The following is a 21,895-nucleotide window of genomic DNA, read 5'->3' on the forward strand; positions in this document are numbered from 1 at the left end:
TCAACATATTAGTAAATGGATAGAAATCAAGCAATTGGCTTTGGATTGATTGCCTTGCTGCTGCTGGCCTACTCGTTCTTTTTCTCGGGTACGGAAGAGCCGGTTAAACAGGCAGCATTGCAGGAGACAGCCAAGGTAGAGCAACTGCAGCAAACCGCGGTTGTGGAAGAAGACGACTCGCTGGCCCAGGCCCGCAGAGCCACGGCTCTGGGTGCTTTTAGCGCTGCCGCCACCGGCGAGGAGAAAACAACTACCCTCGAGAACCAGAACCTCCGCGTTTCCTTCAGCTCCAAAGGCGGACAGGTGGAGGAAGTACTGCTGAAGAATTACGAAACCTATCAGGGAGAGCCGCTGGTGCTGTTCGACAGCGAAAGCAGCAATACCGATATCACGTTTACGACCAGCGATGGGAAGCAGGTAAAGCTCTCTGACCTCTATTTCACGGCCTCCGAAATAAAGGATGTGAAGGGCGAAGGCAACACCTCCGGCAAAACGCTTACCTTCCGGGCGCAGCTGGGCGACGGGCAGTACATCGAGCAGGCATATACGCTGTTCGACGAAAACTTCCTGCTGGGCTACAAGCTTGATTTTGCAGGGCTGGAGCGCCAGGTGAGCGGCAATACCATCACCTTTACGTGGAGCGACCGCCTGAAGCAACTGGAGCGCGATATAGCGCAGAACCGGGCAAAGTCCACAATTAACTTTGCGACTGTGGAGAGCGGCTACGACTATCTCTCTATTTCTGAAACAACAGAAACGGAAGTGCTGGAGGAGCCCGTGAAGTGGGTGGCCAACAAGCAGAACTTCTTCACCGCCGGTATCATAGCGGGCAACCAGTTTGCCGGTGCCAAAATGGAGGCTTCCGTTGACCCGGCCGATTCTTCAGTTGTGAAGACCATGGCCTCCCAGATCCTTATCCCGACACAGGACGTGCTAACCGGCAAGGGAGAGTTCATGTTCTACTTCGGACCGAATGATTACAAGATCCTGAAGCACATCGGCCATGACTTTGATAAGAACCTGGACCTTGGGTGGGGTATTTTCTCATATGTGAACAAGTGGATCATCATCCCGGCCTTCGATTTCCTGGAGAACTATATTGGCAACTACGGACTGATCATCATCCTGCTTGTTTTATATATTAAAACCATCCTCTTCCCGCTCACCTATAAATCATATGTGTCGATGGCGAAGATGAAGGTGCTGAAGCCTGAGATTGACGCGATCAAGGAGCGCAACGACGGCGATATGCAGAAGACGCAGATGGAGACGATGAAACTCTACCAGGAAATGGGCGTGAACCCCGTCAGCGGCTGTATCCCGATGCTACTGCAGATCCCGATCCTGTTTGCGATGTTCAACTTCTTCCCGAACTCCATCGAATTGCGGCAGGAGGCTTTCCTTTGGGCCTCTGACCTTTCTACCTATGATGTATTCATGCGTTTGCCATTCACCATTCCTTTTTATGGCGATCACGTGAGTATGTTCACACTCCTCATGACGGCTTCCACCATCCTTTATACCTGGTCGAACAACCAGGTGAACACGATGCAGGGGCCGATGAAGTTCTACAGCTACCTCATGCCGTTCATCTTTATGTTCGTACTGAACTCATATCCGGCGGGCCTCTCCTTCTATTACTTCATGTCTAACATCGTGACGTTTGGCCAGCAGGCAGCCATCCGCAAGTTTGTGGACGAAGGCAAGATCAGGGCGCGGCTGGAAGAAAACAAGCACAAGCTAAAGGAAAAGAAGAAAACAGGCGGGCCATCCTTTACAGAGCGTATGCAGGAAGCCATGCGCCAGGCCTCCGAAAAAGAGCAGCAGAAGCGAAAAGCCAAAAAATAACCTCATCATGCCTAAGACAGAAAAGCCTCTCCAGCCAAGGAGAGGCTTTTTTTGTAGCTATACCCGCCCTTGGCACGTAAGAAAACTATGCACAGAAAGAGAAACTACATCCTATATGGTTTGCTGCTGCTTGCCCTCCTTCCCAGTAGTTGCCAGCAGGGCACTGAAGAGGACGGCACTTTAGCCAGCACACACCCGCAGCTTCAGGAGCAATTGGCCGAAGACTCCATTGAAATGCCTATCACGGACAATGAGAACCCGGACCTATATGAGCGCTACCGCATTACGATGGAGAAATACCGCACTGACGGGCAGTATGCTGTAGGCGATATGTACCGGGGACGGCTCGCCCCGCTGGATGAAAGCAGCCACCGCGATGCCCGTGCCTATCGCACCGCCATCCGCAAGGCCCTGCATGAAGGAGTGAATTTTGCCGGTAAGTATACTGTAGTAACTATTGGCTGCGGAACAGGCTGCCAGACACATTATGTCGTAGACCGGGAGAGCGGCAGGGTGCTGTATAAACTGCAGGGAAACGCAGGCGCCAGCTTCACGCCAGACAGCCGCCTGTTCATTCTCAATCCCCCCGACTCTGCTTTAAACTATGCCGCGTGCCCGGACTGTGCCCCGCAGGCGTATGAGTTCAGAGATGGGAAATTCAGGAAACTCCCAGAACCCGCGCCATGAGCTTTAGTAGCATATATAACAGGGCACCAAAGTCACTTTTGCTGCTCTACTATATTGCTTGCTTCTTGTCGGCGGGCTGCAGCACCTTTTCGGCACAAAAGAAGCCAGCCTTGCAGGAGGTCGTGCAGCCGCTGCTGTCATTTCAAAAAACGCCCTGCCTTGGATCTTGCCTGGCCTATAACGCCGCAGTCTATATGGATGGCAGCGCTACCGTTGTGCCTTTCAAAAATGCGCACGCGCAGGACACACTTCGCCTCCAACTAACAGTCCAGGAGTTGCAGCAGCTTAAACAGAAAATAGCTGCATTGGACTACAAACTTCTCCAGAACAGCTATCTCTCAGATTGGTCCGATATATCCTCCACTTACCTCACTTTTTACAAAGAGGGAAAAGCAGTGAAGCGCGTGAAGCACGAGGAAGGAGGCCCCGCAGCATTAGTAGAATTTATTGCATTTACAGGCGCCCTCTTAGAGCACAGGACGAAGCAAAAAAGCTTGCCCCCCAATTAATTGTCACCCTTTTATATCCACTGATAAATCCGCCATAATGATTGGCTAAACGAGTTGCCGATCCCGGAAAAGTTAAACAATAAGCCCGCTGCCCCGTACAAAAATACAGAGGCTTTAACAGTTATATACTCGTAAAAGCTATATTTTAATATGGCCATACTAAAATAAGATGAAAAACAGAGGAGATAAAGTACAATCGGAATTCGAGCAAAAACTCAGAGAGAGTGAGCTTGCAGCAAAGCGAGAAGATACCTCCCTGCGAGATGCGGACACTGTCAGAAAAAGGGACTCTTTCAGAGAAGAAACCTATGACAGAGACAATGCGACGCCCGCTCCCACACAGCGGGTGAATGATGAAACGGAGTATATACCGGTTGTGGAAGAGCAGGTGAGAATTAACAAGAAAACTGTTGAAACCGGCCGGGTGAACATATACAAAGATGTGCACGAGGAAGATGTCTCAGTAGACGTGCCTACCGTGCACGAAGAAGTGAATGTAGAACGTGTGCCTATAAATGAATTTGTAGAATCGGCCCCGCCCTCTATCCGTTACGAAGGCGATGTAATGATTATCCCGGTCGTACACGAGGAGTTGGTGCTGGTGAAGCGACTTAAACTAGTTGAAGAGTTACGCGTCACAAAAAGGAAGATTGAGACACACGAAACACAACATGTTACACTTCGCAAAGAAGAGGTGAACGTGGATCGGGTAGATCCCAACGGAGATAGCCCGAGACGAGTCTGATAATCAGGCTTTAGATTTATCGCAACCAAATATAAAGGAGAACAAACTATGAAAGGACAAACAGTAATAGGAATATTCGATTATGGAGTAGACGCACAAATGGCAGCTCAGAAATTAATGAGCAACGGAATTCCGGAAAGCAAAATTGATGTAGCCGTAAGAGGCGCAACAGACCGGCACGGAAACCCTTTAAACAAGGCCACTACTCCCAACACAGCAACTACCAACAGGACGGATACCACACCCGGCACCAGAAACGACAAGGACACGGGCTTTTTTGAATCATTGTTCGACAACAAAGACGAGTCAATTAAATATTCTGAGGTAGCGCAGCATGGTTCGATTGTAGCCGTGCACACGCAGTCAGATGAGGAGGCCAAGCGCGCCGCAGAGTTACTGGACAAGTATGGCGCGATAGACGTGGACGACCGTGCTGAAAAGTACAAGAAAATGCCGCGTGAAGAAAGAAACAAATGGATAAACTCTTCTATACCAGTGGTGCAGGAGGAGATGAAAGTAGGAAAGCGTGAAGTTGAAACTGGTGGCGTGCGGGTTAGAAGCCGTATCGTTGAGAAGCCGGTAGAAGAGCACCTGCGCCTGCGCGAAGAGCACGTTCATGTAGAACGGCAGCCAGTAAACCGTCCGGCAACAGAAAAAGACTTTGCTACCTTTAAAAGCGGTGAAACTGAAATTATAGAACATGCAGAGGTGCCGCTTGTTAGCAAGGAGGCCCGCGTAGTGGAGGAGGTTAAACTAGGAAAAGAAACCACCACGCGTGATGAGACTGTGCGGGAAACGGTCCGTAAAACTGATGTGGATATAAATGAGATCGACGCAAAGCGAAATAACTCGAACAGCAATGATGTGCGGAATCAGAGAAATAAATAATTATCTTTGATTGAGAGGCTAAAGCCTTCCTATTTAAAGCGGCAGCTGAACTTTCAGCTGCCGCTTTTTGGTATATATAGGCTGGCCTAATAAACTTTTGAGTATGTACTGGTGCCGAGGAGATACAAAGTTACAGGGTATTATTATTTACACCTGATCCTACTAAACATACCCTATTGTTTGGGAACCTTATATATAACTCCAGCAGGCCGTTACACTCTTAATGTAATTCTTAAAGTCAACATAGTCCTTACCTCAAACAAAAGTGAAAACTAGTGGCAAACTTTAACGACCTGAGAAAGGATAACAAAGCCATGTCTATTGCTGAAGCTTATTGAATCTAATTTTTAGCGATCTCATCTACACCAACTCCTCGAGCCATAGGGGTTCATTATGGCACATTCAGGTTTTCGAATATTAGTATTAAGTTGCCGGATAACGCAAGTGAAGGGGGCTGTTACATTACCCATATATACCGAAATGTCTTTTTGTCCGTTCCAGTTTTATAAACCTGCACCCCAGGGATTCGGGTGCCTCTGCTGTGTATAAAAATATACTTTGTGTTCAAACTTGCGCCCGTCTTTGTGGGTAAAATATCGTATCTTTGTGCCAGCGTTCGGTATCGTGCCCGGACATATAAATCACCAAAAACGCTACATTATGAATATTACGTACTACGGTCAATCTTGCTTCTTATTTGAAATCGGGCAACATCGCGTCTTGTTCGATCCTTTCATCTCTCCAAATGAGCTTGCTTCCCAGATAGACGTTAATGCCATAAAAGCTGATTATATCCTGCTCTCGCACGGCCACCAAGACCATGTATATGACGCAGAGCAGATCGCGCGCAACAACAATGCGACTATTGTGGCCATCCATGAGATCGCCACCTGGTACAGCAACAAAGGAATCGGCAAAACACACCCCATGAACATTGGCGGGAAGGTGACCATGCCGTTTGGTACAGTGAAAATGGTGAGCGCCGTGCACTCCAGTTCGTTGCCCGACGGCTCTAACGGAGGCGTGGCAGCAGGCTTTGTGATCGAGACAGAGGGCACGACCTTCTACTTCGCCGGTGACACGGCCCTGACCTTTGACATGAAGCTGATACCGGAGCAGTATGACCTTGACTTCGCGCTGTTGCCGATCGGCGATAACTTTACCATGGATATACATGATGCCGTGCTGGCCGCTGATTTCGTGCAGACAGACACGATCATCGGCATGCACTACGATACCTTCCCTTACATCGAAATAGACAAAGCCGAAGCGAAGGAAGTGGCACAGTTGGCAGACAAAGAACTTATACTAATGGAGATAGGTCAGACTATTAACCTATAATTCTAGAATGGGAAAAATAATTGCAGTTGCAAACCAAAAAGGTGGGGTAGGTAAAACCACGACGGCCATCAACCTGGCAGCGAGTTTGGCAGCGCTTGAATATAAAACGCTTTTAGTTGACGCAGACCCGCAGGCAAACGCCACCTCGGGCCTAGGCTTCGACCCGGCGACCATCACCAGCAGCATATATGAATGCATGGTGGAGGAAGTAGCCGCAGAAGAAATCATCCTGCAGTCGCCCAACATCGAGTTCCTCGACCTCATCCCGTCCCATATAGACCTGGTAGGCGCTGAAGTGGAGATGATCAACATCCCCAACCGGGAGGAGAAGATGCGGGAGGCCCTTAAAAGCCTGAAGCAAAACTATGACTTCATTATCATAGACTGCTCTCCCTCACTGGGTTTGATCACGGTGAACTCGCTCACGGCGGCTGACTCTGTGGTGATCCCGGTACAGTGCGAGTATTTTGCGCTGGAGGGTTTGGGTAAGCTCCTGAACACCATCAAGATCATTCAGTCGCGGCTGAACCCGGAACTGGCCATCGAAGGCATCCTACTGACGATGTATGATGTGCGCCTCCGCCTGAGCAACCAGGTAGTGGAAGAGGTGAAGACACACTTCCAGCAGATGGTGTTCGACACGATCATACCGCGGAACGTGAAGTTGAGCGAATCGCCGAGCTTTGGCATACCGGCCCTCCTGCACGACGCAGAGAGCAAGGGGGCTTTGAGTTACCTGAACCTGGCCCGCGAAATTGCAGAGAAAAACAGCGTAGCGCTGGAGAAATAATTTTAAAGATTACATGTCTGACAACAAAAATTCAGCAGCGAAACGCAAAGGCGGCCTCGGCAGGGGCCTTGGTTCTCTCCTGGAGGGTAACAAGTACACCGGAAAAACCGAATCTTCCACCACTAACGAAGTCAACACCATCGCAGACATAGCTATTGATCAGATCCAGACGAACCCTTACCAGCCCCGCACGCACTTTGACCAGACGGCACTGGAAGAACTGGCAGAGTCTATTAAAGTGCAGGGCATTATCCAGCCCATCACGGTTCGTCAACTCGACCAGCATACTTACCAGCTGATTGCAGGCGAGCGTCGCTACCAGGCCTCTAAAATCGCCGGCCTTGCAGTGATACCGGCCTATATACGCAAGGCCGATGACCAGCAGATGCTGGAGATGGCTTTGATCGAGAACATTCAGCGCGAGAACCTGAACGCCATCGAAATCGCCCTCTCCTACCAGCGCCTGCTGTCGGAGTGCAGCCTGAAACAGGAAGAACTCGGCGAAAGGGTTGGTAAAAAGCGCACCACCGTTACAAATTACCTGCGGCTGCTTAAGTTGCCGCCTGACATCCAGATCGCGCTGCGCGACAACATCATCAGCATGGGGCACGCCCGCGCCCTCATCAACATAGATACAGTAGAGAAGCAACTGGACGTGTTTAAGGAGGTGGTGGCAAAAGAGTTATCGGTACGCAAGGTAGAAGAACTGGTGCGCAACCTGCAGAACGCCAACAAGAAGCCGGATGCGCAGCATAAGCTCAACTTCAACAAATACGACGACGAGCTGAAAACCGTGGAGACAAAGCTCTCCTCCCAGTTCGGCACAAAAATCCAGGTAAAGGCTAATAACGAGGGAAAGGGTGAGATAAAAATTCCCTTCCTGACGGTGGAGGAGCTGAACCGGATCCTGGAGATCTTAAATTACTAAAAGGCACATGAGGCTGAACGCTGGCTTAGCGGCACTCCTGACAGGATTTCTCCTGTATTTTGCACCGGCTCCTGCCCAGGCGCAGGTCATTACCGAAGGTGCAGATTCAGTCCGTGTGCTAGTGCCTGACACACTGGAGGGTGACAAGGGCTTCTTTTTAGCGAACTTCAAGAATATAAAAAACCTTGATCGACCTGCCAAAGCGGCGCTATGGTCTGCCGTGATACCGGGCGGTGGCCAGTTTTATAACAAAGCCTACTGGAAAATACCGATCGTATATGCAACAGGCGCTGTGTTGGGATACTTTTTAATTGACAACAACACTAAATACCAGAGCTTCCGCACTGCGCTGCTGCTTCGGTCAGACAAAGATTCCACGACAGTAGACGAATATGCCAATAATCCGGAGTTTCCCTCCCTTAACGAAACGTTCGGGGGCGATGCGCTCCGAAATATAAAATTCCGCCGCGACTATTACCGCCGCAACCGCGACCTGACTGTGCTGCTCTCGATCGGGGCTTATGCGCTGCAAATGGCAGAAGCCTACGTGCACGCACACCTGAAAGAGTTTGACGTAAGCGATGACCTGGCCCTGCGGGTGCAACCCAACCTGATACCTGTTACTGCCGCCACAACAACTATGGCGCCGGCACTGACTATTACACTCTATACACGACCGAAATGAAAATACTACTGATAGGCTACGGCAAAATGGGAAAGACCATTGAGCAGACGGCTTTGGCAAAAGGCCACCAGATCATCGGGACAGTTGACCACGAAAATGCCCAGGAGCTAAAGAACTTTACTTCCGCCAACACCGATGTTGCCATTGAGTTTACGCACCCTGAGGCTGCCTTCGGCAATATAAGCTACTGCCTGGTGCACGGTATTCCGGTAGTGTCCGGCTCCACGGGCTGGCTGGACAGGCTGGAGGAAGCCGTGGCCCTGTGCCTGAAGCAGAAGGGAGCCTTCTTCTACGCCTCTAACTACAGCGTGGGCGTTAATCTTTTCTTTCATTTTAATGAGTACATTGCCAGCAAAATGAAGGACTATAAGGCATATGAGGTTTCAGTCCGGGAAGTGCATCACCTGCAAAAAGTAGACAAGCCCAGCGGAACAGGCATCACCACAGCCGAGGGTATTCTATCCAGTTACACAAACTTAGAAGGATGGGTGGCTGATAATCCGGAAGAAAAAAGTAAATTAAACATCATTTCAGAGCGCGAGCCGGATGTAGTAGGCACGCATGTTGTAACCTACAGCTCTGAAATTGACCAGATAGAGCTCGGCCATATTGCCCATAGCCGAGCTGGTTTTGCCGAAGGTGCCGTGATGGCAGCAGAGTGGCTCGTTGGCCGCGTAGGCGTATATGGCATGAAAGACATGCTGAACCTGTAACCATAGCTATTGCAGATGAATGTAAAATTTTGGGAGAAATCGCCGCAAACGAAAGCCCCAAAGAAAAAGAAAAGCTTTGCCCGGGAATGGGGCGATGCTATCCTGTTTGCCGTTGTGGCTGCCAGCTTAATACGCTGGGCCACGTTTGAGGCTTATACCATCCCCACTCCTTCCATGGAGAAGTCGTTGCTGGTGGGCGATTTCCTGTTTGTGAGCAAGCTGCACTATGGCCCGCGCACGCCCATGACGCCCCTGCAGGTGCCGCTCACGCACCAGACGATCTGGGGCACCAACATCCCCTCTTATTCCGACGCCATCCAGCTCACACCGCACCGCCTGCCGGGCTTCTCCGAAGTGCAGCACAACGATGTGGTGGTGTTTAACTACCCGCCTGAAGAGCAACACCCTGCTGACCTGCGCACGAACTATATCAAGCGAGGAATCGGAATGCCCGGTGACTCCCTCGAAGTGCGGGACATGCAGGTATATATAAACGGTAAGGCCGCCGACAACCCGGATGGGCTGCAGTATAAATACCTGCTGGTACCCAATACGCAGCTGTCGGAGAAGTTTTTCCAGGACCGTAACATCAACCTGCGCGACGTGATCCCTTATGAGAACGGCTACGTGGTAGACGCCTCCCCTGAGCTGGCCAGCGAAATAGGGAAGCTGGATTTTATCAAAGAGGTGATCCTGCTGAAGGACCTGCCCGGCAAGGCTGACCCGGAAGTATTCCCGCACGTTCCGAGCGTATATGAATGGAACAAAGATAATTACGGCCCGATCTATATACCGAAGGAAGGTGCCACCGTGGCCATTACACCGGAGTCGCTCCCTTTTTACGAAAAAGTGATCCTGGAGTATGAGCACAACGACAATGCGGAGGTACGTGACGGAAAGCTCTATATAGATGGACAGGAAGCGAACCAGTATACTTTTAAGCAGGACTACTACTTTATGATGGGTGACAATCGCCACAACTCCCTCGACTCCCGCTACTGGGGCTACGTGCCGGCTGACCACGTGGTGGGAAAGGCCGTCATGATCTGGATGTCCACAGACCCGGAGGGCAGCTTCCTGGACAGGATACGCTGGAACAGGATATTCAAAACGATCGAGTAAGACAAACTATATATAGCAGAAAAAAAGCCGGGCTTCATATACCCGGCTTTTTTCGTTCTCGACTTCACTATAAAATTTAAATTAGCTGGAACATATATGATAAAGTGGCTATAGCACCTATAGCACCTATAGCTATAGAGCCTCTAAGATTAAGTTCACGTATATCCGCAAGTTGTGAAATATAAGTAATGATGTATTTTAAGAGTTACCTCTTCATAAGAGACATACAAGCTACAGAAGAGTATCGGTCTCGGAAGGGAGAGATGTACCAGTATGGCATTATCTTTTATCTTATTGCCGCTATTTTCGCAAGTTTAGAGGTGACTTGGGGGGCAATAGTATCTTTCATAATAGCTACCACTTTGTCCACAATTGGCAAGTTCGTTTTGCTTAGGACGAGAGACAAAGGAATAGTACCCAGTAACCTAATTATAGAAGATAACACTATCACTCTACTTAACATAAGATTCAATATATATGAATTGGAAAACCTCCGTCTCAATCTTTTGAATTATGAAGGAGGTCCCTCTTTTAGCCAGTACCAGAATGCGCAGGGAGATGAGAACGAAGTGATGTTTACTTTGGAGGGCAAACACTTGAAGTACAATTTTTACATTCCTTCAGGATGGCATTACAATGAACTTATCAATTATTTTCAAGAGAAGAAGCTAAAGTACAAAGCTAAAGAAGGGTTGTTATGGACTTAAAATTACATTTCAAAATTAAACCTTTACGATAGCTACGCCACCGCAAAGCCAAGTACGTTACAGCAATTCCAACACCTTCTCCGGCGGCCGCCCAAGTACGGCTTTTTCACCTTTCAGCACGATAGGCCGCTCTATGAGCACCGGGTTTTCCACCATCACCTTTAGCCACTCCTCATCCGTCAGAGTTTTGTCCTTAAAGCTTTCCTTATAAAGCGCCTCCCCTTTCCGTAAAAGCTGCTCCGGCTTCATATTCAATTTTTGCAGAACAGCCTTTAGCTGCGCGGCTGTCGGTGGCTTTTTGAGGTACTCCACCACCTCCACCTCCTGCCCCGAACGCTGCAGTAATTCCAATGCCTGCCTGCTCTTGCTGCATCGGTTGTTGTGGTATATCGTCAACATATAATATATAAAAAGCGTGTTTAAAAGAAGTTGTGCTACGTGAGCAGCAAGCTATATATAAAAATCCCTTTGATGAGTTCTGAAAAGTAGTTACCAGTCAATGGGCTCCTTGCCATGCTCCTGCAGGTATTTGTTGGCCTTGCTGAAATGGTGGGTGCCGAAGAAGCCCCTGTCTGCGGCGAAAGGCGACGGATGCGCGGCCTTTAACACCAGGTGCTTCCGCTCATCAATAATAGCCCCTTTTTTCTGTGCATAGGCGCCCCACAGCATAAACACCACGTGCTCCTTCAGATCGTTCACTTTCTGTATCACGGCGTCCGTAAACTCCTCCCAGCCTTTTTTCTGGTGCGACCCGGCATTGGCGGCCCGTACCGTGAGGGTGGCGTTCAGCAGCAGCACGCCCTGCTCTGCCCAGCGCTCGAGGTTCCCGGTGGCGGGCATCTCTTTCCCGAGGTCGTTTTTTATCTCCTTAAAGATGTTCAGCAACGAGGGCGGGACCCGCACGTGGTCGCTCACGGAGAAGGCGAGGCCGTTAGCCTGGTTAGGCCCGTGGTAAGGGTCCTGGCCCAGTATCACGACCTTCACCTCGTTAAAAGGGCATTTCGCAAAAGCGTTGAAGATTTGGGTGCCCGCCGGATAAACTTTTTGCGAGGTGTATTCGTCTTTAACAAAAGACACAAGATTTTTGAAATAAGGCTTTTCAAATTCATCTTGCAGTACATTTTGCCAGCTTTCTTCTATCTTTACATTCATGCTGTTTTAATCGGTCAGGTTAGGAAAAGCATATAAAGCCACTGTAGCAACAGGCTGCCGCTGCATTGGTTTCTTAGTATACAAAAAACGCACGGTCATGGATACAAAAACAACAGAAGGTGTTAAAGTGACGGTTACGGCCAACTACCTGCCCGACTACTCGAGCCCGGTGCAGCAGCACTTCGTTTTTGCCTATAAGATCCGAATTGAGAACCACAGCGAGTTTACCGTGAAGCTGCTGCGCCGCCACTGGCATATACACGATGCCACAGGTGTGGTGCGGGAGGTAGAGGGCGAAGGTGTGGTTGGGCAGCAGCCCGTGCTGGAGCCTGGAGAGATGCATGAGTACGTGTCTGGGTGCAACCTGAAGACCGGCATTGGCAAAATGCGCGGCACCTACCTGATGGAGCGCATGATCGACGGACGCCAGTTCCATGTCTCTATCCCTGAATTTACCCTGGTGGTGCCCTATAAACTCAATTGAAATCAGGCTTTAACTAATACCACAGGTTCAGGCACTTTGTACTGCTCCTGAACTCGCTGCCATATATTGCCTTACACTCAAAGTCCTGTATCAATCGCTTTGTCTCCCCTCCGATTAGCCGCTGACTACCTGCTGTACCGTGCCCGTGCCTTCAAGTTACATGGCGTCCACTCCCCTTTTATCTTTGATCTCTACCACAACGTTCTGAGGCATACAGGCTATTTCCCGGCCTACACCCACGTGGAGACCCTGCGCCTCAAATTGCTGCAGGATAACCGCCAGTTGAAGATAACAGATTTGGGGGCCGGTTCTAAAAGCCTTCCTTCTAAGCAACGCAAGGTAAAGGACATTGCCCGTACCTCGGCAAAGCCGCTGAAGTACGGGCAACTGCTTTTCCGGCTCGTGAACCACTTTCAGCCCAAGACGATCTTTGATTTAGGCACTTCGCTTGGCATCACCACCTCCTATTTAGGCGAGGCGCGGAAGCAGGCGGCCATCTACACGTTTGAAGGGTGCCCCAATATTGCAGGCGTGGCCAGGGAAAACTTCCGGCAGCTTGGCCTGCACCATATATGCCTGGTGGAGGGGAACCTGGACGAGACGCTGGAGCAGCAACTGCAACAGGTTCAGCAACTTGATTTCGCTTTCTTCGACGGGAATCACCGCTACGCCCCGACAATGCGCTACTTTGAGTTGTGCCTGGCCAGGCACCACGAACAAAGCGTGTTTGTGCTGGATGATATTTACTGGTCTGGCGAGATGAAGCGCGCGTGGAAGGAAATAAAGGCGCACCCGCAGGTGATGCAGACCGTGGACCTGTTCTTTATAGGTATCGTCTTCTTCCGGACCACGCAACCCAAAGAGCACTTTACGCTGCACTTCTAAGAGAGGCTGACCGACAAAGGACTGGAAATTTATATATGGATTCTGTTGTCCTTTGTCGGTCAGTATATTTATGAAGCGATTGCCTGCCGGATGCGGATGAGTTTTTTCAGGAGTTCCTCCAGCTGGTCGAGCGGCAGCATATTGGCTCCGTCAGACTTAGCAATGCCTGGCTGCGGGTGCGTCTCGATAAACAGGCCATCGGCTCCTACTGCGATGGCCGCTTTGGCAATCGTTTCGATCAGCGCCGGTTTGCCGCCGGTCACACCCGAGCTCTGGTTCGGCTGCTGCAGGGAGTGCGTCACGTCCATCACCACAGGCACCCCGAAAGACTGCATTTCCGGCAGGTTCCTGAAATCCACCACCAGGTCGGAATAGCCAAAGGAGTTGCCCCTGTCCGTCAGAATCACTTTCTGGTTTCCGGAGTCATTAATTTTCTCCACGGCAAAACGCATGGCGCCCCCTGACAGGAACTGGCCTTTCTTGATGTTCACTACTTTGCCTGTTTCGGCAGCGGCAATCAGCAGGTCGGTCTGCCGGCAGAGGAACGCCGGTATCTGCAACACATCCACGTACTCGGCAGCCATTGCCGCTTCTTTTGTCTCATGTATGTCCGTTACCGTGGGCACGTCAAACTCCTGGCTTACTTTCTGTAAGATGCGCAGCGCCTTCTCATCCCCAATGCCCGTGAAAGAGTCGAGGCGCGAGCGGTTGGCTTTACGGTAGGACCCTTTGAATATCCACGGCACCTGCAGGTTATCTGTCAGCACCTTCAGGCGCTCTGCAATGCGCATCGCCATGTCCTCGCCTTCAATCGCGCAGGGGCCGGCCATCAGGAAGAAGTTGCCGCTAGCGGTGTGTTTTAATTTCGGTATCTCAAACATAGCTTATATCCATAGTTAGTTGACTCAACAAAGGTAAGTTTTCATTTTAGATTTAAGAATCCCGCTTCCCGAATTGTTCTACAGCGACCTCCTCCATATATATAATCTCAGATGATCTACAGGCGCTGAAACCATCCGTATTTAATGGTTTTTCTTTTGCAGTAGCATAAACAGCTCACGCCCTTGGCGTGGCGGTATCGAGTTGTAGGCAGGCTCGAAGTGCAGGAAATTGAAGTAAGGTTCAAAATAAGCGCTGTACTCTTCGCTGCTGCCCCCAAAAGGAGGCCCGTCGTGTGTGAAGGAGGTATTGAAAAGGAGCCCCACCAGCTTACCACCGGGTTTAAGCAAAGCGGCACACTGCCGGGCATACGCGGGCCGCAACGTCGGATCGAGCGCACAGAAGAAGGTTTGCTCCACGAGCAGGTCATAAGTACCGCTGAGCGAGAAAAAATCCTGTCGCAAAAGATGCTCCTTCGGAAACCCGGGGACACGCCGGGCGAAGTGCTCCAGCGGAGCGTCCGCCACATCCGCCACATATACCTGTTTAAAACCCTTCCGGAACAGGTATTCGGCTTCGTAGGCGTGGCCGCAGCCCGGAATCAAGATGCGCAAATCCTTCTCCTGCAGCTGGTCAAAATATTCTTTCAAGGGTGTCGTTATCCTACCGGTGTCCCAGCCGGTGTTGCCGCTTTGATAACGCTGCTGCCAGTAGGCCGCATCAAATTGTTCTTCCATCATTTTAGTTTGTTTGAGCAAAAGCATTATATTTGATACTTGCTCTCACTATGGTGCTACTTGTTTCCTGAAAATAAACCCAAATTTAACCGAACAACAACCAAAACCTATATATGTCAGCCAACACCCCTGAAACCCGAAGCAATAGAAAGCTTTTAATTGGAGGCCTGCTTGTCGTTCTGATCAGCATCAACGGCATTCTGATTTACATGAACTATCAGAAAAAAGAGAAGACGGAAGAGCAAGCCGAAATTATCCGCGTGAAGAACACGGAACTGGAAGACCAGATTAAAGTATACGAGGCCCTGAAGGCCGACTTTGAGCGACAGAGCCAGGAACTGCAGGCCATGGGCCTTGAGAACGATTCACTGGACAACCAGATCGCGGCTATCACCGCTGACCTGGATGAATTGCGCGGCTTCCGCAAAAGAAGCTACAGCCTGGCCGACCAGCGCCGCTTCCGCGACAGGGCTTCTGCCTTTGAGCAGCAGCTGAAGCAGAAAGACGAGGAAATTGTAAAACTGAAGGCTGATAATGAGGTGCTTTTCACTGAGAACACGTCCCTGAAGACCACACAAACGCAGCTTGCTGACAGCCTCACTACCGTAAAGTCCACGAATCAGGACCTGAGCGAGAAAGTGAAGCTTGCCTCTCGTTTAGAGGCGCAGAACCTGAATGTGAACATTATCAACCAACGTGGCAAGGAGAAAGACGACTCCGACAACGAGTTCCGCGCCCGGCGCGTGGAGAAGATCCGGGTGGAGTTTAAGCTTGCCAAGAATGATGTGGCTGCCAAAGAGCCCAAAACAGTATATATGCGCATGATCGAACCTGACGGCGCGGCATTATATAACCTGGCTACCGGCTCCGGCTCTTTCCAGATTGATGGGGAGGATATGTACTATACCGCCAAGCGCGACTTTGTATTCGACAATACACAGCAACTCCTTAGCTTCACTTACAACAAGAACGCCGCCTATAAGAAGGGGCAGCATATCATTGAACTCTACGCGGATGACTACCTCATCGGTAAAACAACTTTTGTCCTGAAGTAGGAGGTTCATTTATATATAAAAAGGCCCTGCATTGCTGCAGGGCCTTTTTTGTGAACTTCTATTTCCTACCCCGATCACCTGCATAATGCGCACGACGCTGCTCTGCAGAACCTATCCCTCCAAGGAGCGGAATCCGCAGAAAGTTTATATATAATGCCTAAGCACCATCTAAAGAATTTATCAGGTCAGGCGATGCTCCTTTAAAGCGATAGTTTGCAATATGTATGGATTCAGAGCTGTGCAAACCTGCCTTGTTTGTAGCCTTGGCTGCTGAGGTCAGTTACTCCACCAGAATTCTTCTGTCCTGAATAACCTTAAAGCTCTCCACCATCTTCACCGCCTCCTGTACGTCTTCGGTAAAAATGGAAACGATGGAGCCGGGAACTGCGTTTTCCAAGGCGTAGGCAATGGCCCGCATCTCCTCCGGAATCAGCTTTACCTTTATTTCCGGTGCGGTATCCTTTATACCGCTAATCAAAGGTCCCGTAATTTCGTCCGCCGCCTTGCCGCGCAAGTCTGCATCCAGGCGCACGATCACCTCATCAAACACCTGGCCCGCCACCTGCCCGAGCGCGTAAATGTCCTCATGCCGTCGGTCGCCCACGCCAGCCACTATACCTATTTTTCTGGTCACGTCCAGGCTGCTGATGTACTCACCAACTGCTTTAAGCCCACCCACATTGTGAGCATAATCCACCAGTACCTCAAAAGCCGGGAAATGGAACAGGTTCATACGGCCCGGCGTCTTGGCTGGAGAAGGAATAAACGTGCGAAGGGCCGTTTTAATATCCTCGATCTCCAGGTGAGAGAGGTAACCGGCTAAAGCAGCAGCCAGTATGTTCTCAATATTGAATTTCGCTTTGCCACCAAACGTCAACGGCACGTCTGCCACCCGGTCAATCCTGATCTTGTAGCTGTTCTTGAAGATGGATATATAACCGTTCTCAAAAACGGCCGCTATGCCCCCGCTGGCTATATGCTTCAGGATGCGTGGGTTGTGCTCGTCCATGCTAAAAAAGGCCACCCTGCACTCCACTTCTTCGGCCATGGCATATACCAGGTCATCATCGGCGTTGAGTATCGCATACCCTTCTTTGCTCACACTTTTCGGGATCACAGATTTTACCTTTGCCAGTTCTTCCAGGGTATGGATGTCGCGCAGGCCCAGGTGGTCGGAACTCACGTTCGTGACGATCCCGATGTCGCATTGCCCGAAGCCGAGACCGGTGCGAAGCAATCCCCCACGGGCGCATTCCAGCACCGCAAAATTTACCGTTGGGTCTTTCAACACGAACTCTGCGCTGTAGGCGCCAGTGGTGTCGCCTTTCTCCAGCATTTTGTCCTGTATATAGATCCCATCAGTGGTGGTATAGCCAACTTGGTAACCGATTGATTTCACTATGTGCGCCACCAGCCGCGTGGTGGTGGTTTTCCCGTTGGTGCCGGTTACGACTATAATCGGAATGCGTGCAGGGCTATCGCGGGGGAAAAGCATGTCCACCACAGGCTCCGCCACGTTGCGCGGCAGGCCATAAGTGGGTGATATATGCATCCGGAATCCCGGTGCCGCATTCACTTCCAGCACGGCGCCTCGGGTCTCGTTCAGTGGGATGGCAATGTCAGAGGTCATCACGTCAATTCCGCAGATGTCCAAGCCAATCAGCCCGGCAATTCGCTCCGCCATTAATATGTTGTAGGAATCCACCAGGTCCGTCACGTCTGTGGCGGTGCCACCTGTACTGATGTTGGCAGTGCTCTTGAGGTATAGCACCTCGCCCTCTGGCAGTACAGAACCCAATGTAAGACCTCTTTCTTTGAGAATATTGTTAGTATGTTTGTCTGCTCTTATCTTTGTGAGCGCCTTTTCATGCCCGATACCACGCCTCGGATCGCTGTTTTCCCGCTCTATTAACTGGCTGATGGTGGAAGTGCCGTCGCCGGTTACCATGGCCGGCGTGCGCATGGCAGCAGCCACAAACTTGCCGTTGATCACGAGCAGCCGGAAATCAAAGCCTTCTATATATTGCTCTACCATCACGCCCGCTGAATATTTTTTCGCCTCTAAAAAGGCTTTCTGCGCGTCTTTCAGGTTCTGGATGTGGATAGTCGCACCTTTGCCGTGGTTTCCATCCAGGGGCTTGACCACCAGCGGAAAGCCCAGCCACTCCGTAGTGCGCTTCACCTCCTCCTGTGCATAGATGGTGGTGCCTTTCGGCACCTGTATGCCCGCATCTCGCAGCATGTCTTTGGTAGCCTTCTTGTCTCCGGCAATTTCTACGGCAAAGCAGGCGGTGCGACAGGTCATGGTAGCCTGGATGCGCTTCTGGTACTTCCCGTATCCTAACTGGATCAGCGAGTGCCGGTTCAGGCGTATATAAGGGATCCCGCGGCTCACCGCCTCCGAAACAATGGAATAGGTACTGGGTCCGAAATACTCGTCTTCCCGTATATCGTGCAGGCGGTTGATATCCTCACTTAACTTGTATTTCTCGCCGCGTGCCAGCGCATCGGTAACGCGCACGGCAGCGTAGGCGGCAAACTCACCTGCCCGCTCTTCCTGGTAAGAGAATACCACCATCATGTGCCCATCCTCCTGCGCGGGGTAGCAGCGCCCATAACCGCTCTCCATACCGGCCATGGTCTGTAGCTCGAGGGCCACATGCTGCACCACATGCGCAAAGGTTATACCTTGTTCAACCATCTTGAAAAAGCCGCCCTCCACACCTTCCGTGGAGCGGTGGTGCTGTAAGCCTGGCAATATTTTCTGCAGCCTGGCGAGGAACTGCGGCAAATCGTTGGTGAGTTTGTTTTGGAAGTCATCCAGCGCCAGTTTGATGACGATAATCTTGGGATGTTTAACAGACCAGTAGTTAGGTCCGCGCATTACGCGCAAATCTACAATCTTCATGCGTTCTCAGCTCGGTAAGCTCTATATACTTTGATTAAACGAAGGGAGGACGCTGAACTTGCCTTTCTGCCGGGGAAGCTGTGCAGTACAGTCCAATTAGCCTGAACAGCACATATTTTCCGCTGCGATGACTGATTGACTATATTTAATCCTTAATAGAATGTCACAGCAGTGCCGTCTCTCCTTTTTTGTATGACTGCGTACGGATACGACCGTTAAAAGATTAACAGGGCAATAAGTGGCTGTAGGGAATACCTGTGTCTCAAATTTAACCTGAAGCAAGCCAACAGTCTGAAGATTTGGAAGCTGAAGCTAAAACAAAAACCCCTGCTAAGTTTCCTTAGCAGGGGTTTGAGGTAACGAGCGGATTCGAACCGCTGTAGCAGCTTTTGCAGAGCTGAGCCTAACCACTCGGCCACGTTACCGTGTTGATCGATTGGAGTGCAAACATACGTAGAAAAACATACTTGTCAAATTAAGCGGGCGGTTTTTTCCGCAAAAACAAAGAAGGCCCCGGTTTCGCGGGGCCTTCTCGTTTATAACAAGCTAACAACCTAAGCGTTGCTCTCTTCTTCTGCTGACTCGTCTTCATTCGAAGCGTCTGACTTTTTAGCAGCAGCCTCTAACTTCTTCACGCCAGCCTCTTTCTCGTTCTCCAGCATCTGCTCTTTCAGGGCCGAAAGTGCATCCAGGTCGCCGAGTGTAGAACGATCCGCCTCTTTCTGAACTTTAGGGGCTTTGTCTTTCTTGTCACCGGCAGCAGGAGCAGCTCCAGGAGTAGCTTTCTTCGTAGCTCTGGTAGCTCTTGAAGACTCTACCTCTGAATGAGAAGCTGTGTGGGAAAGGATGATCTTACGATCTTCCTTCGAGAACTCCGTTACTCTGAAGTCGAGGCTCTCGCCGGCTTCCACCTGCGTTCCGTCTTCCTTCTGAAGTCCTTTCGGGAACGCGAAACCTTCGATGCCATAAGGCAGTTCCAGTGTAGCGCCTCTGTCTGACTTCTCAAGTACAGTAGCCTTGTGTACAGAACCGATATTGAATACTGATTCAAACGTATCCCAAGGGTTCTCTTCCAGTTGCTTGTGGCCCAGGGCAAGTCTTCTGTTCGGAACATCCAGCTCCAGTACAACTACATCCAGGTTCTCACCAACTTTCACAAACTCCGATGGGTGCTTGATTTTCTTCGTCCAGCTCAGGTCCGATACGTGTACCAGCCCGTCTACGCCTTCTTCCAGTTCCAGGAACAGGCCGAAGTTAGTCAGGTTGCGAACAATGCCGGTGTGCTTGGTGCCCACGGCGTATTTCGTCAACACATCCTCTTTCGTCCAAGGATCTTCAGTCAGCTGCTTGATGCCGAGTGACATCTTGCGCTCCTGTCTGTCAAGCGTCAGCACGACTGCCTGCACCTGATCACCTTGCTTAATGAAGTCCTGCGGGTTGCGCAGGTGCTGTGACCATGACATTTCTGAAACGTGGATCAGGCCTTCTACGCCTGGCATCAGTTCCAGGAACGCGCCGTAGTCAGCTACATTCACTATGCGGCCTTCCACTTTAGAACCAACCTCGATCTCAGCAGGAAGGGCATCCCATGGATGCGGCGTCAACTGCTTCATACCAAGTGAAATACGCTTCTTGTCTTCATCAAAGTCAAGAACCACCACGTTCACTTTCTGGTCAAGGTTTAATACTTCCTCTGGGTGGTTGATACGTCCCCATGAGATATCAGTGATGTGAAGCAGACCGTCTACGCCACCAAGGTCGATGAACACACCGAAGTTTGTCATGTTCTTGATAACGCCTTCCAGTACCTGGCCTTTCTCCAGGTTGTTCAGGATAGCGGCACGCTGCTGCTCCAGGTCTTTCTCGATCAGCACTTTGTGGGATACAACCACGTTGTCGAAAGCGGCGTTGATTTTCACAACTTTCACTTCCATCTTCTTGCCTACGAACACGTCGAAGTCACGGATTGGCTTCACGTCAATCTGAGAACCTGGCAAGAAGGCTTCCACTCCGTGGATGTCCATGATCAGACCGCCTTTTGTTCTTCTCTTCACAACGCCGTCCAGAATGTTGTCATTCTCAAGCGCATTGTAAATACGGGCCCAGGCGCTCACGATCTTCGCCTTCTTGCGGGACAAGATAAGCTGACCGTTCGGGTCTTCCTGGTCTTCGATAAATACTTCCACCTCGTCACCCACTTTCAGGTCAGGAAGATCCCTGAATTCTGAAACAGGCACCAGGCCATCAGATTTGAAACCGATATTCAGGATCACGTCACGATCAGTGATGCCTACCACGGTTCCTTTCACAACCTCCTGCTCCTGTACGGTAGTCAGGGTGTCGCCATACATTTGTTCCATCTCAGCCTTCTCAGATTTGCTGTAGCCTGATCCGAAACCCTGGGACTCAATTTTGTCCCAATCAAAGTTATCTGGAGAATTACTCATAATGTTTTTACTGCTCTGGAGTAGCCACCAGCGTAGAGCAATGCGCTGGTTTGGTTTAATTTAACATCCTCCGGGAAATTCTCCCAAAGCCCATTCAATCGAATGAAAGGCAAAAGTAAGAAAATATCATGAGACATGCTATATCCGGCCGGATTGTTAGCTCCTTTTAATGAGCCGTTTAGTGGCGCCAGAAAGTTGTTCAGCTAAATATCCAGAAAAGAAAGTGCTTTGCTGCATATAATAGCTGCTATATGCACTTCAATAAATAATGGAGGTCCATATATATAGGCCACTACTTCGGGCACAGGCACCTCTTCCTAAACTACTCATATATAAGCATATATAAGAAGCAGGCAGCTGAATGAGCAGCAATCCTACAGCCTTA

The 21,895-nt window shown here is 50.3% G+C and carries 20 protein-coding genes and 1 tRNA gene; 14 read left to right on the forward strand and 7 right to left on the reverse strand.

The genetic code is table 11. The features are described 5' to 3' along the window. Window positions 1-15 precede the first annotated feature (15 nt). The 11 genes from yidC (at window position 16) to lepB (ending at window position 10,256) form a co-directional block, all read left to right on the forward strand. On the forward strand, window positions 16-1,848 hold the full coding sequence (yidC, locus tag ABD920_RS05965) for a membrane protein insertase YidC (protein ID WP_345157509.1): 1,833 nt from the start codon (window positions 16-18) through the stop codon (window positions 1,846-1,848). Window positions 1,849-1,935: 87 nt separating this feature from the next. Further along, on the forward strand, window positions 1,936-2,535 hold the full coding sequence (locus ABD920_RS05970; RefSeq protein WP_345157511.1) for a hypothetical protein: 600 nt from the start codon (window positions 1,936-1,938) through the stop codon (window positions 2,533-2,535). Then, window positions 2,532-3,044: a DUF6438 domain-containing protein gene (locus ABD920_RS05975; RefSeq protein ID WP_345157512.1), complete on the forward strand. Its 513-nt coding sequence runs from the start codon at window positions 2,532-2,534 to the stop codon at window positions 3,042-3,044. Before ABD920_RS05970 ends, ABD920_RS05975 begins: the two co-directional genes overlap by 4 nt. 169 nt (window positions 3,045-3,213) lie before the next feature. Further along, window positions 3,214-3,789, forward strand: a complete 576-nt coding sequence (locus tag ABD920_RS05980; RefSeq protein WP_345157513.1) for a YsnF/AvaK domain-containing protein — start codon at window positions 3,214-3,216, stop codon at window positions 3,787-3,789. 48 nt (window positions 3,790-3,837) lie between these two features. Further along, the gene (locus tag ABD920_RS05985; RefSeq protein ID WP_345157514.1) at window positions 3,838-4,677 is read left to right on the forward strand and encodes a DUF2382 domain-containing protein; all 840 of its coding nucleotides are present in this window, start codon (window positions 3,838-3,840) and stop codon (window positions 4,675-4,677) included. Between the two features lie 660 nt (window positions 4,678-5,337). Further along, window positions 5,338-6,018, forward strand: a complete 681-nt coding sequence (locus ABD920_RS05990) for a metal-dependent hydrolase (protein WP_345157515.1) — start codon at window positions 5,338-5,340, stop codon at window positions 6,016-6,018. Window positions 6,019-6,025: 7 nt separating this feature from the next. Further along, window positions 6,026-6,808 (forward strand): ParA family protein, encoded by a 783-nt coding sequence (locus tag ABD920_RS05995; RefSeq protein WP_345157516.1) that lies wholly within the window; start codon window positions 6,026-6,028, stop codon window positions 6,806-6,808. A gap of 13 nt (window positions 6,809-6,821) precedes the next feature. Further along, a complete protein-coding gene (locus tag ABD920_RS06000; RefSeq protein ID WP_345157519.1) occupies window positions 6,822-7,736 on the forward strand; it encodes a ParB/RepB/Spo0J family partition protein in 915 nt (304 codons plus the stop codon). A gap of 7 nt (window positions 7,737-7,743) precedes the next feature. After that, window positions 7,744-8,421, forward strand: a complete 678-nt coding sequence (locus ABD920_RS06005; RefSeq protein WP_345157520.1) for a DUF5683 domain-containing protein — start codon at window positions 7,744-7,746, stop codon at window positions 8,419-8,421. Beyond that, window positions 8,418-9,134 carry a 4-hydroxy-tetrahydrodipicolinate reductase gene (dapB, locus tag ABD920_RS06010; protein ID WP_345157522.1) on the forward strand — a complete coding sequence of 239 codons (717 nt, stop codon included), beginning with the start codon at window positions 8,418-8,420 and terminating at the stop codon, window positions 9,132-9,134. The genes ABD920_RS06005 and dapB overlap by 4 nt, the downstream gene beginning before the upstream one ends. Before the next feature lie 15 nt (window positions 9,135-9,149). After that, on the forward strand, window positions 9,150-10,256 hold the full coding sequence (gene lepB, locus ABD920_RS06015; RefSeq protein WP_345157524.1) for a signal peptidase I: 1,107 nt from the start codon (window positions 9,150-9,152) through the stop codon (window positions 10,254-10,256). A 764-nt stretch (window positions 10,257-11,020) separates the two neighbouring features. On the opposite strand, the gene arsC is transcribed toward lepB, so the two are convergent. Both arsC and ung read right to left on the reverse strand, forming a co-directional pair. Next, on the reverse strand, window positions 11,021-11,362 hold the full coding sequence (arsC, locus tag ABD920_RS06020; protein WP_345157526.1) for an arsenate reductase (glutaredoxin): 342 nt from the start codon (window positions 11,360-11,362) through the stop codon (window positions 11,021-11,023). Window positions 11,363-11,452: 90 nt separating this feature from the next. Continuing rightward, complete coding sequence (gene ung / locus ABD920_RS06025; protein ID WP_345157527.1) at window positions 11,453-12,115, reverse strand: uracil-DNA glycosylase; 663 nt, start codon at window positions 12,113-12,115, stop codon at window positions 11,453-11,455. A gap of 97 nt (window positions 12,116-12,212) precedes the next feature. Between ung and apaG the strand changes: the two genes are divergently transcribed. Together apaG and ABD920_RS06035 are read left to right on the forward strand one after the other, a co-directional pair. Continuing rightward, window positions 12,213-12,599, forward strand: coding sequence for a Co2+/Mg2+ efflux protein ApaG (gene apaG / locus ABD920_RS06030; protein ID WP_345157528.1), 387 nt, complete (start codon window positions 12,213-12,215; stop codon window positions 12,597-12,599). Between the two features lie 99 nt (window positions 12,600-12,698). Next, the gene (locus tag ABD920_RS06035; RefSeq protein ID WP_345157529.1) at window positions 12,699-13,484 is read left to right on the forward strand and encodes an O-methyltransferase; all 786 of its coding nucleotides are present in this window, start codon (window positions 12,699-12,701) and stop codon (window positions 13,482-13,484) included. 68 nt (window positions 13,485-13,552) lie between these two features. Here ABD920_RS06035 and kdsA read toward each other — a convergent pair whose 3' ends face one another. Both kdsA and ABD920_RS06045 read right to left on the reverse strand, forming a co-directional pair. Then, entirely contained in the window at window positions 13,553-14,365 is an 813-nt protein-coding gene (gene kdsA, locus ABD920_RS06040) for a 3-deoxy-8-phosphooctulonate synthase (RefSeq protein ID WP_345157530.1), read from the reverse strand. 141 nt (window positions 14,366-14,506) lie between these two features. Beyond that, the gene (locus tag ABD920_RS06045) at window positions 14,507-15,103 is read right to left on the reverse strand and encodes a methyltransferase (protein ID WP_345157531.1); all 597 of its coding nucleotides are present in this window, start codon (window positions 15,101-15,103) and stop codon (window positions 14,507-14,509) included. Between the two features lie 110 nt (window positions 15,104-15,213). Between ABD920_RS06045 and ABD920_RS06050 the strand changes: the two genes are divergently transcribed. Next, window positions 15,214-16,155, forward strand: a complete 942-nt coding sequence (locus ABD920_RS06050) for a hypothetical protein (RefSeq protein ID WP_345157532.1) — start codon at window positions 15,214-15,216, stop codon at window positions 16,153-16,155. 280 nt (window positions 16,156-16,435) lie between these two features. Here ABD920_RS06050 and cphA read toward each other — a convergent pair whose 3' ends face one another. The 3 genes from cphA to rpsA all read right to left on the reverse strand — a co-directional run bounded on the left by cphA (window position 16,436) and on the right by rpsA (window position 21,510). Next, window positions 16,436-19,063: a cyanophycin synthetase gene (gene cphA, locus ABD920_RS06055; protein ID WP_345157533.1), complete on the reverse strand. Its 2,628-nt coding sequence runs from the start codon at window positions 19,061-19,063 to the stop codon at window positions 16,436-16,438. 354 nt (window positions 19,064-19,417) lie between these two features. Beyond that, window positions 19,418-19,488 (reverse strand) — tRNA-Cys (locus ABD920_RS06060). 129 nt (window positions 19,489-19,617) lie between these two features. Then, window positions 19,618-21,510 (reverse strand): 30S ribosomal protein S1, encoded by a 1,893-nt coding sequence (gene rpsA, locus ABD920_RS06065; protein ID WP_345157534.1) that lies wholly within the window; start codon window positions 21,508-21,510, stop codon window positions 19,618-19,620. Window positions 21,511-21,895 lie beyond the last annotated feature (385 nt).

Origin of the sequence: Pontibacter saemangeumensis, assembly GCF_039541895.1 — a bacterium.
GTDB lineage: Bacteria > Bacteroidota > Bacteroidia > Cytophagales > Hymenobacteraceae > Pontibacter > Pontibacter saemangeumensis.

Coding starts and splice junctions, on each gene's coding strand:
- yidC (WP_345157509.1), top strand. CDS start 16: ATGGATAGAAATCAAGCAATTGGCTTTGGATTGATTGCCTTGCTGCTG.
- ABD920_RS05970 (WP_345157511.1), top strand. CDS start 1,936: ATGCACAGAAAGAGAAACTACATCCTATATGGTTTGCTGCTGCTTGCC.
- ABD920_RS05975 (WP_345157512.1), top strand. CDS start 2,532: ATGAGCTTTAGTAGCATATATAACAGGGCACCAAAGTCACTTTTGCTG.
- ABD920_RS05980 (WP_345157513.1), top strand. CDS start 3,214: ATGAAAAACAGAGGAGATAAAGTACAATCGGAATTCGAGCAAAAACTC.
- ABD920_RS05985 (WP_345157514.1), top strand. CDS start 3,838: ATGAAAGGACAAACAGTAATAGGAATATTCGATTATGGAGTAGACGCA.
- ABD920_RS05990 (WP_345157515.1), top strand. CDS start 5,338: ATGAATATTACGTACTACGGTCAATCTTGCTTCTTATTTGAAATCGGG.
- ABD920_RS05995 (WP_345157516.1), top strand. CDS start 6,026: ATGGGAAAAATAATTGCAGTTGCAAACCAAAAAGGTGGGGTAGGTAAA.
- ABD920_RS06000 (WP_345157519.1), top strand. CDS start 6,822: ATGTCTGACAACAAAAATTCAGCAGCGAAACGCAAAGGCGGCCTCGGC.
- ABD920_RS06005 (WP_345157520.1), top strand. CDS start 7,744: ATGAGGCTGAACGCTGGCTTAGCGGCACTCCTGACAGGATTTCTCCTG.
- dapB (WP_345157522.1), top strand. CDS start 8,418: ATGAAAATACTACTGATAGGCTACGGCAAAATGGGAAAGACCATTGAG.
- lepB (WP_345157524.1), top strand. CDS start 9,150: ATGAATGTAAAATTTTGGGAGAAATCGCCGCAAACGAAAGCCCCAAAG.
- arsC (WP_345157526.1), bottom strand. CDS start 11,362: ATGTTGACGATATACCACAACAACCGATGCAGCAAGAGCAGGCAGGCA.
- ung (WP_345157527.1), bottom strand. CDS start 12,115: ATGAATGTAAAGATAGAAGAAAGCTGGCAAAATGTACTGCAAGATGAA.
- apaG (WP_345157528.1), top strand. CDS start 12,213: ATGGATACAAAAACAACAGAAGGTGTTAAAGTGACGGTTACGGCCAAC.
- kdsA (WP_345157530.1), bottom strand. CDS start 14,365: ATGTTTGAGATACCGAAATTAAAACACACCGCTAGCGGCAACTTCTTC.
- ABD920_RS06045 (WP_345157531.1), bottom strand. CDS start 15,103: ATGATGGAAGAACAATTTGATGCGGCCTACTGGCAGCAGCGTTATCAA.
- ABD920_RS06050 (WP_345157532.1), top strand. CDS start 15,214: ATGTCAGCCAACACCCCTGAAACCCGAAGCAATAGAAAGCTTTTAATT.
- cphA (WP_345157533.1), bottom strand. CDS start 19,063: ATGAAGATTGTAGATTTGCGCGTAATGCGCGGACCTAACTACTGGTCT.
- rpsA (WP_345157534.1), bottom strand. CDS start 21,510: ATGAGTAATTCTCCAGATAACTTTGATTGGGACAAAATTGAGTCCCAG.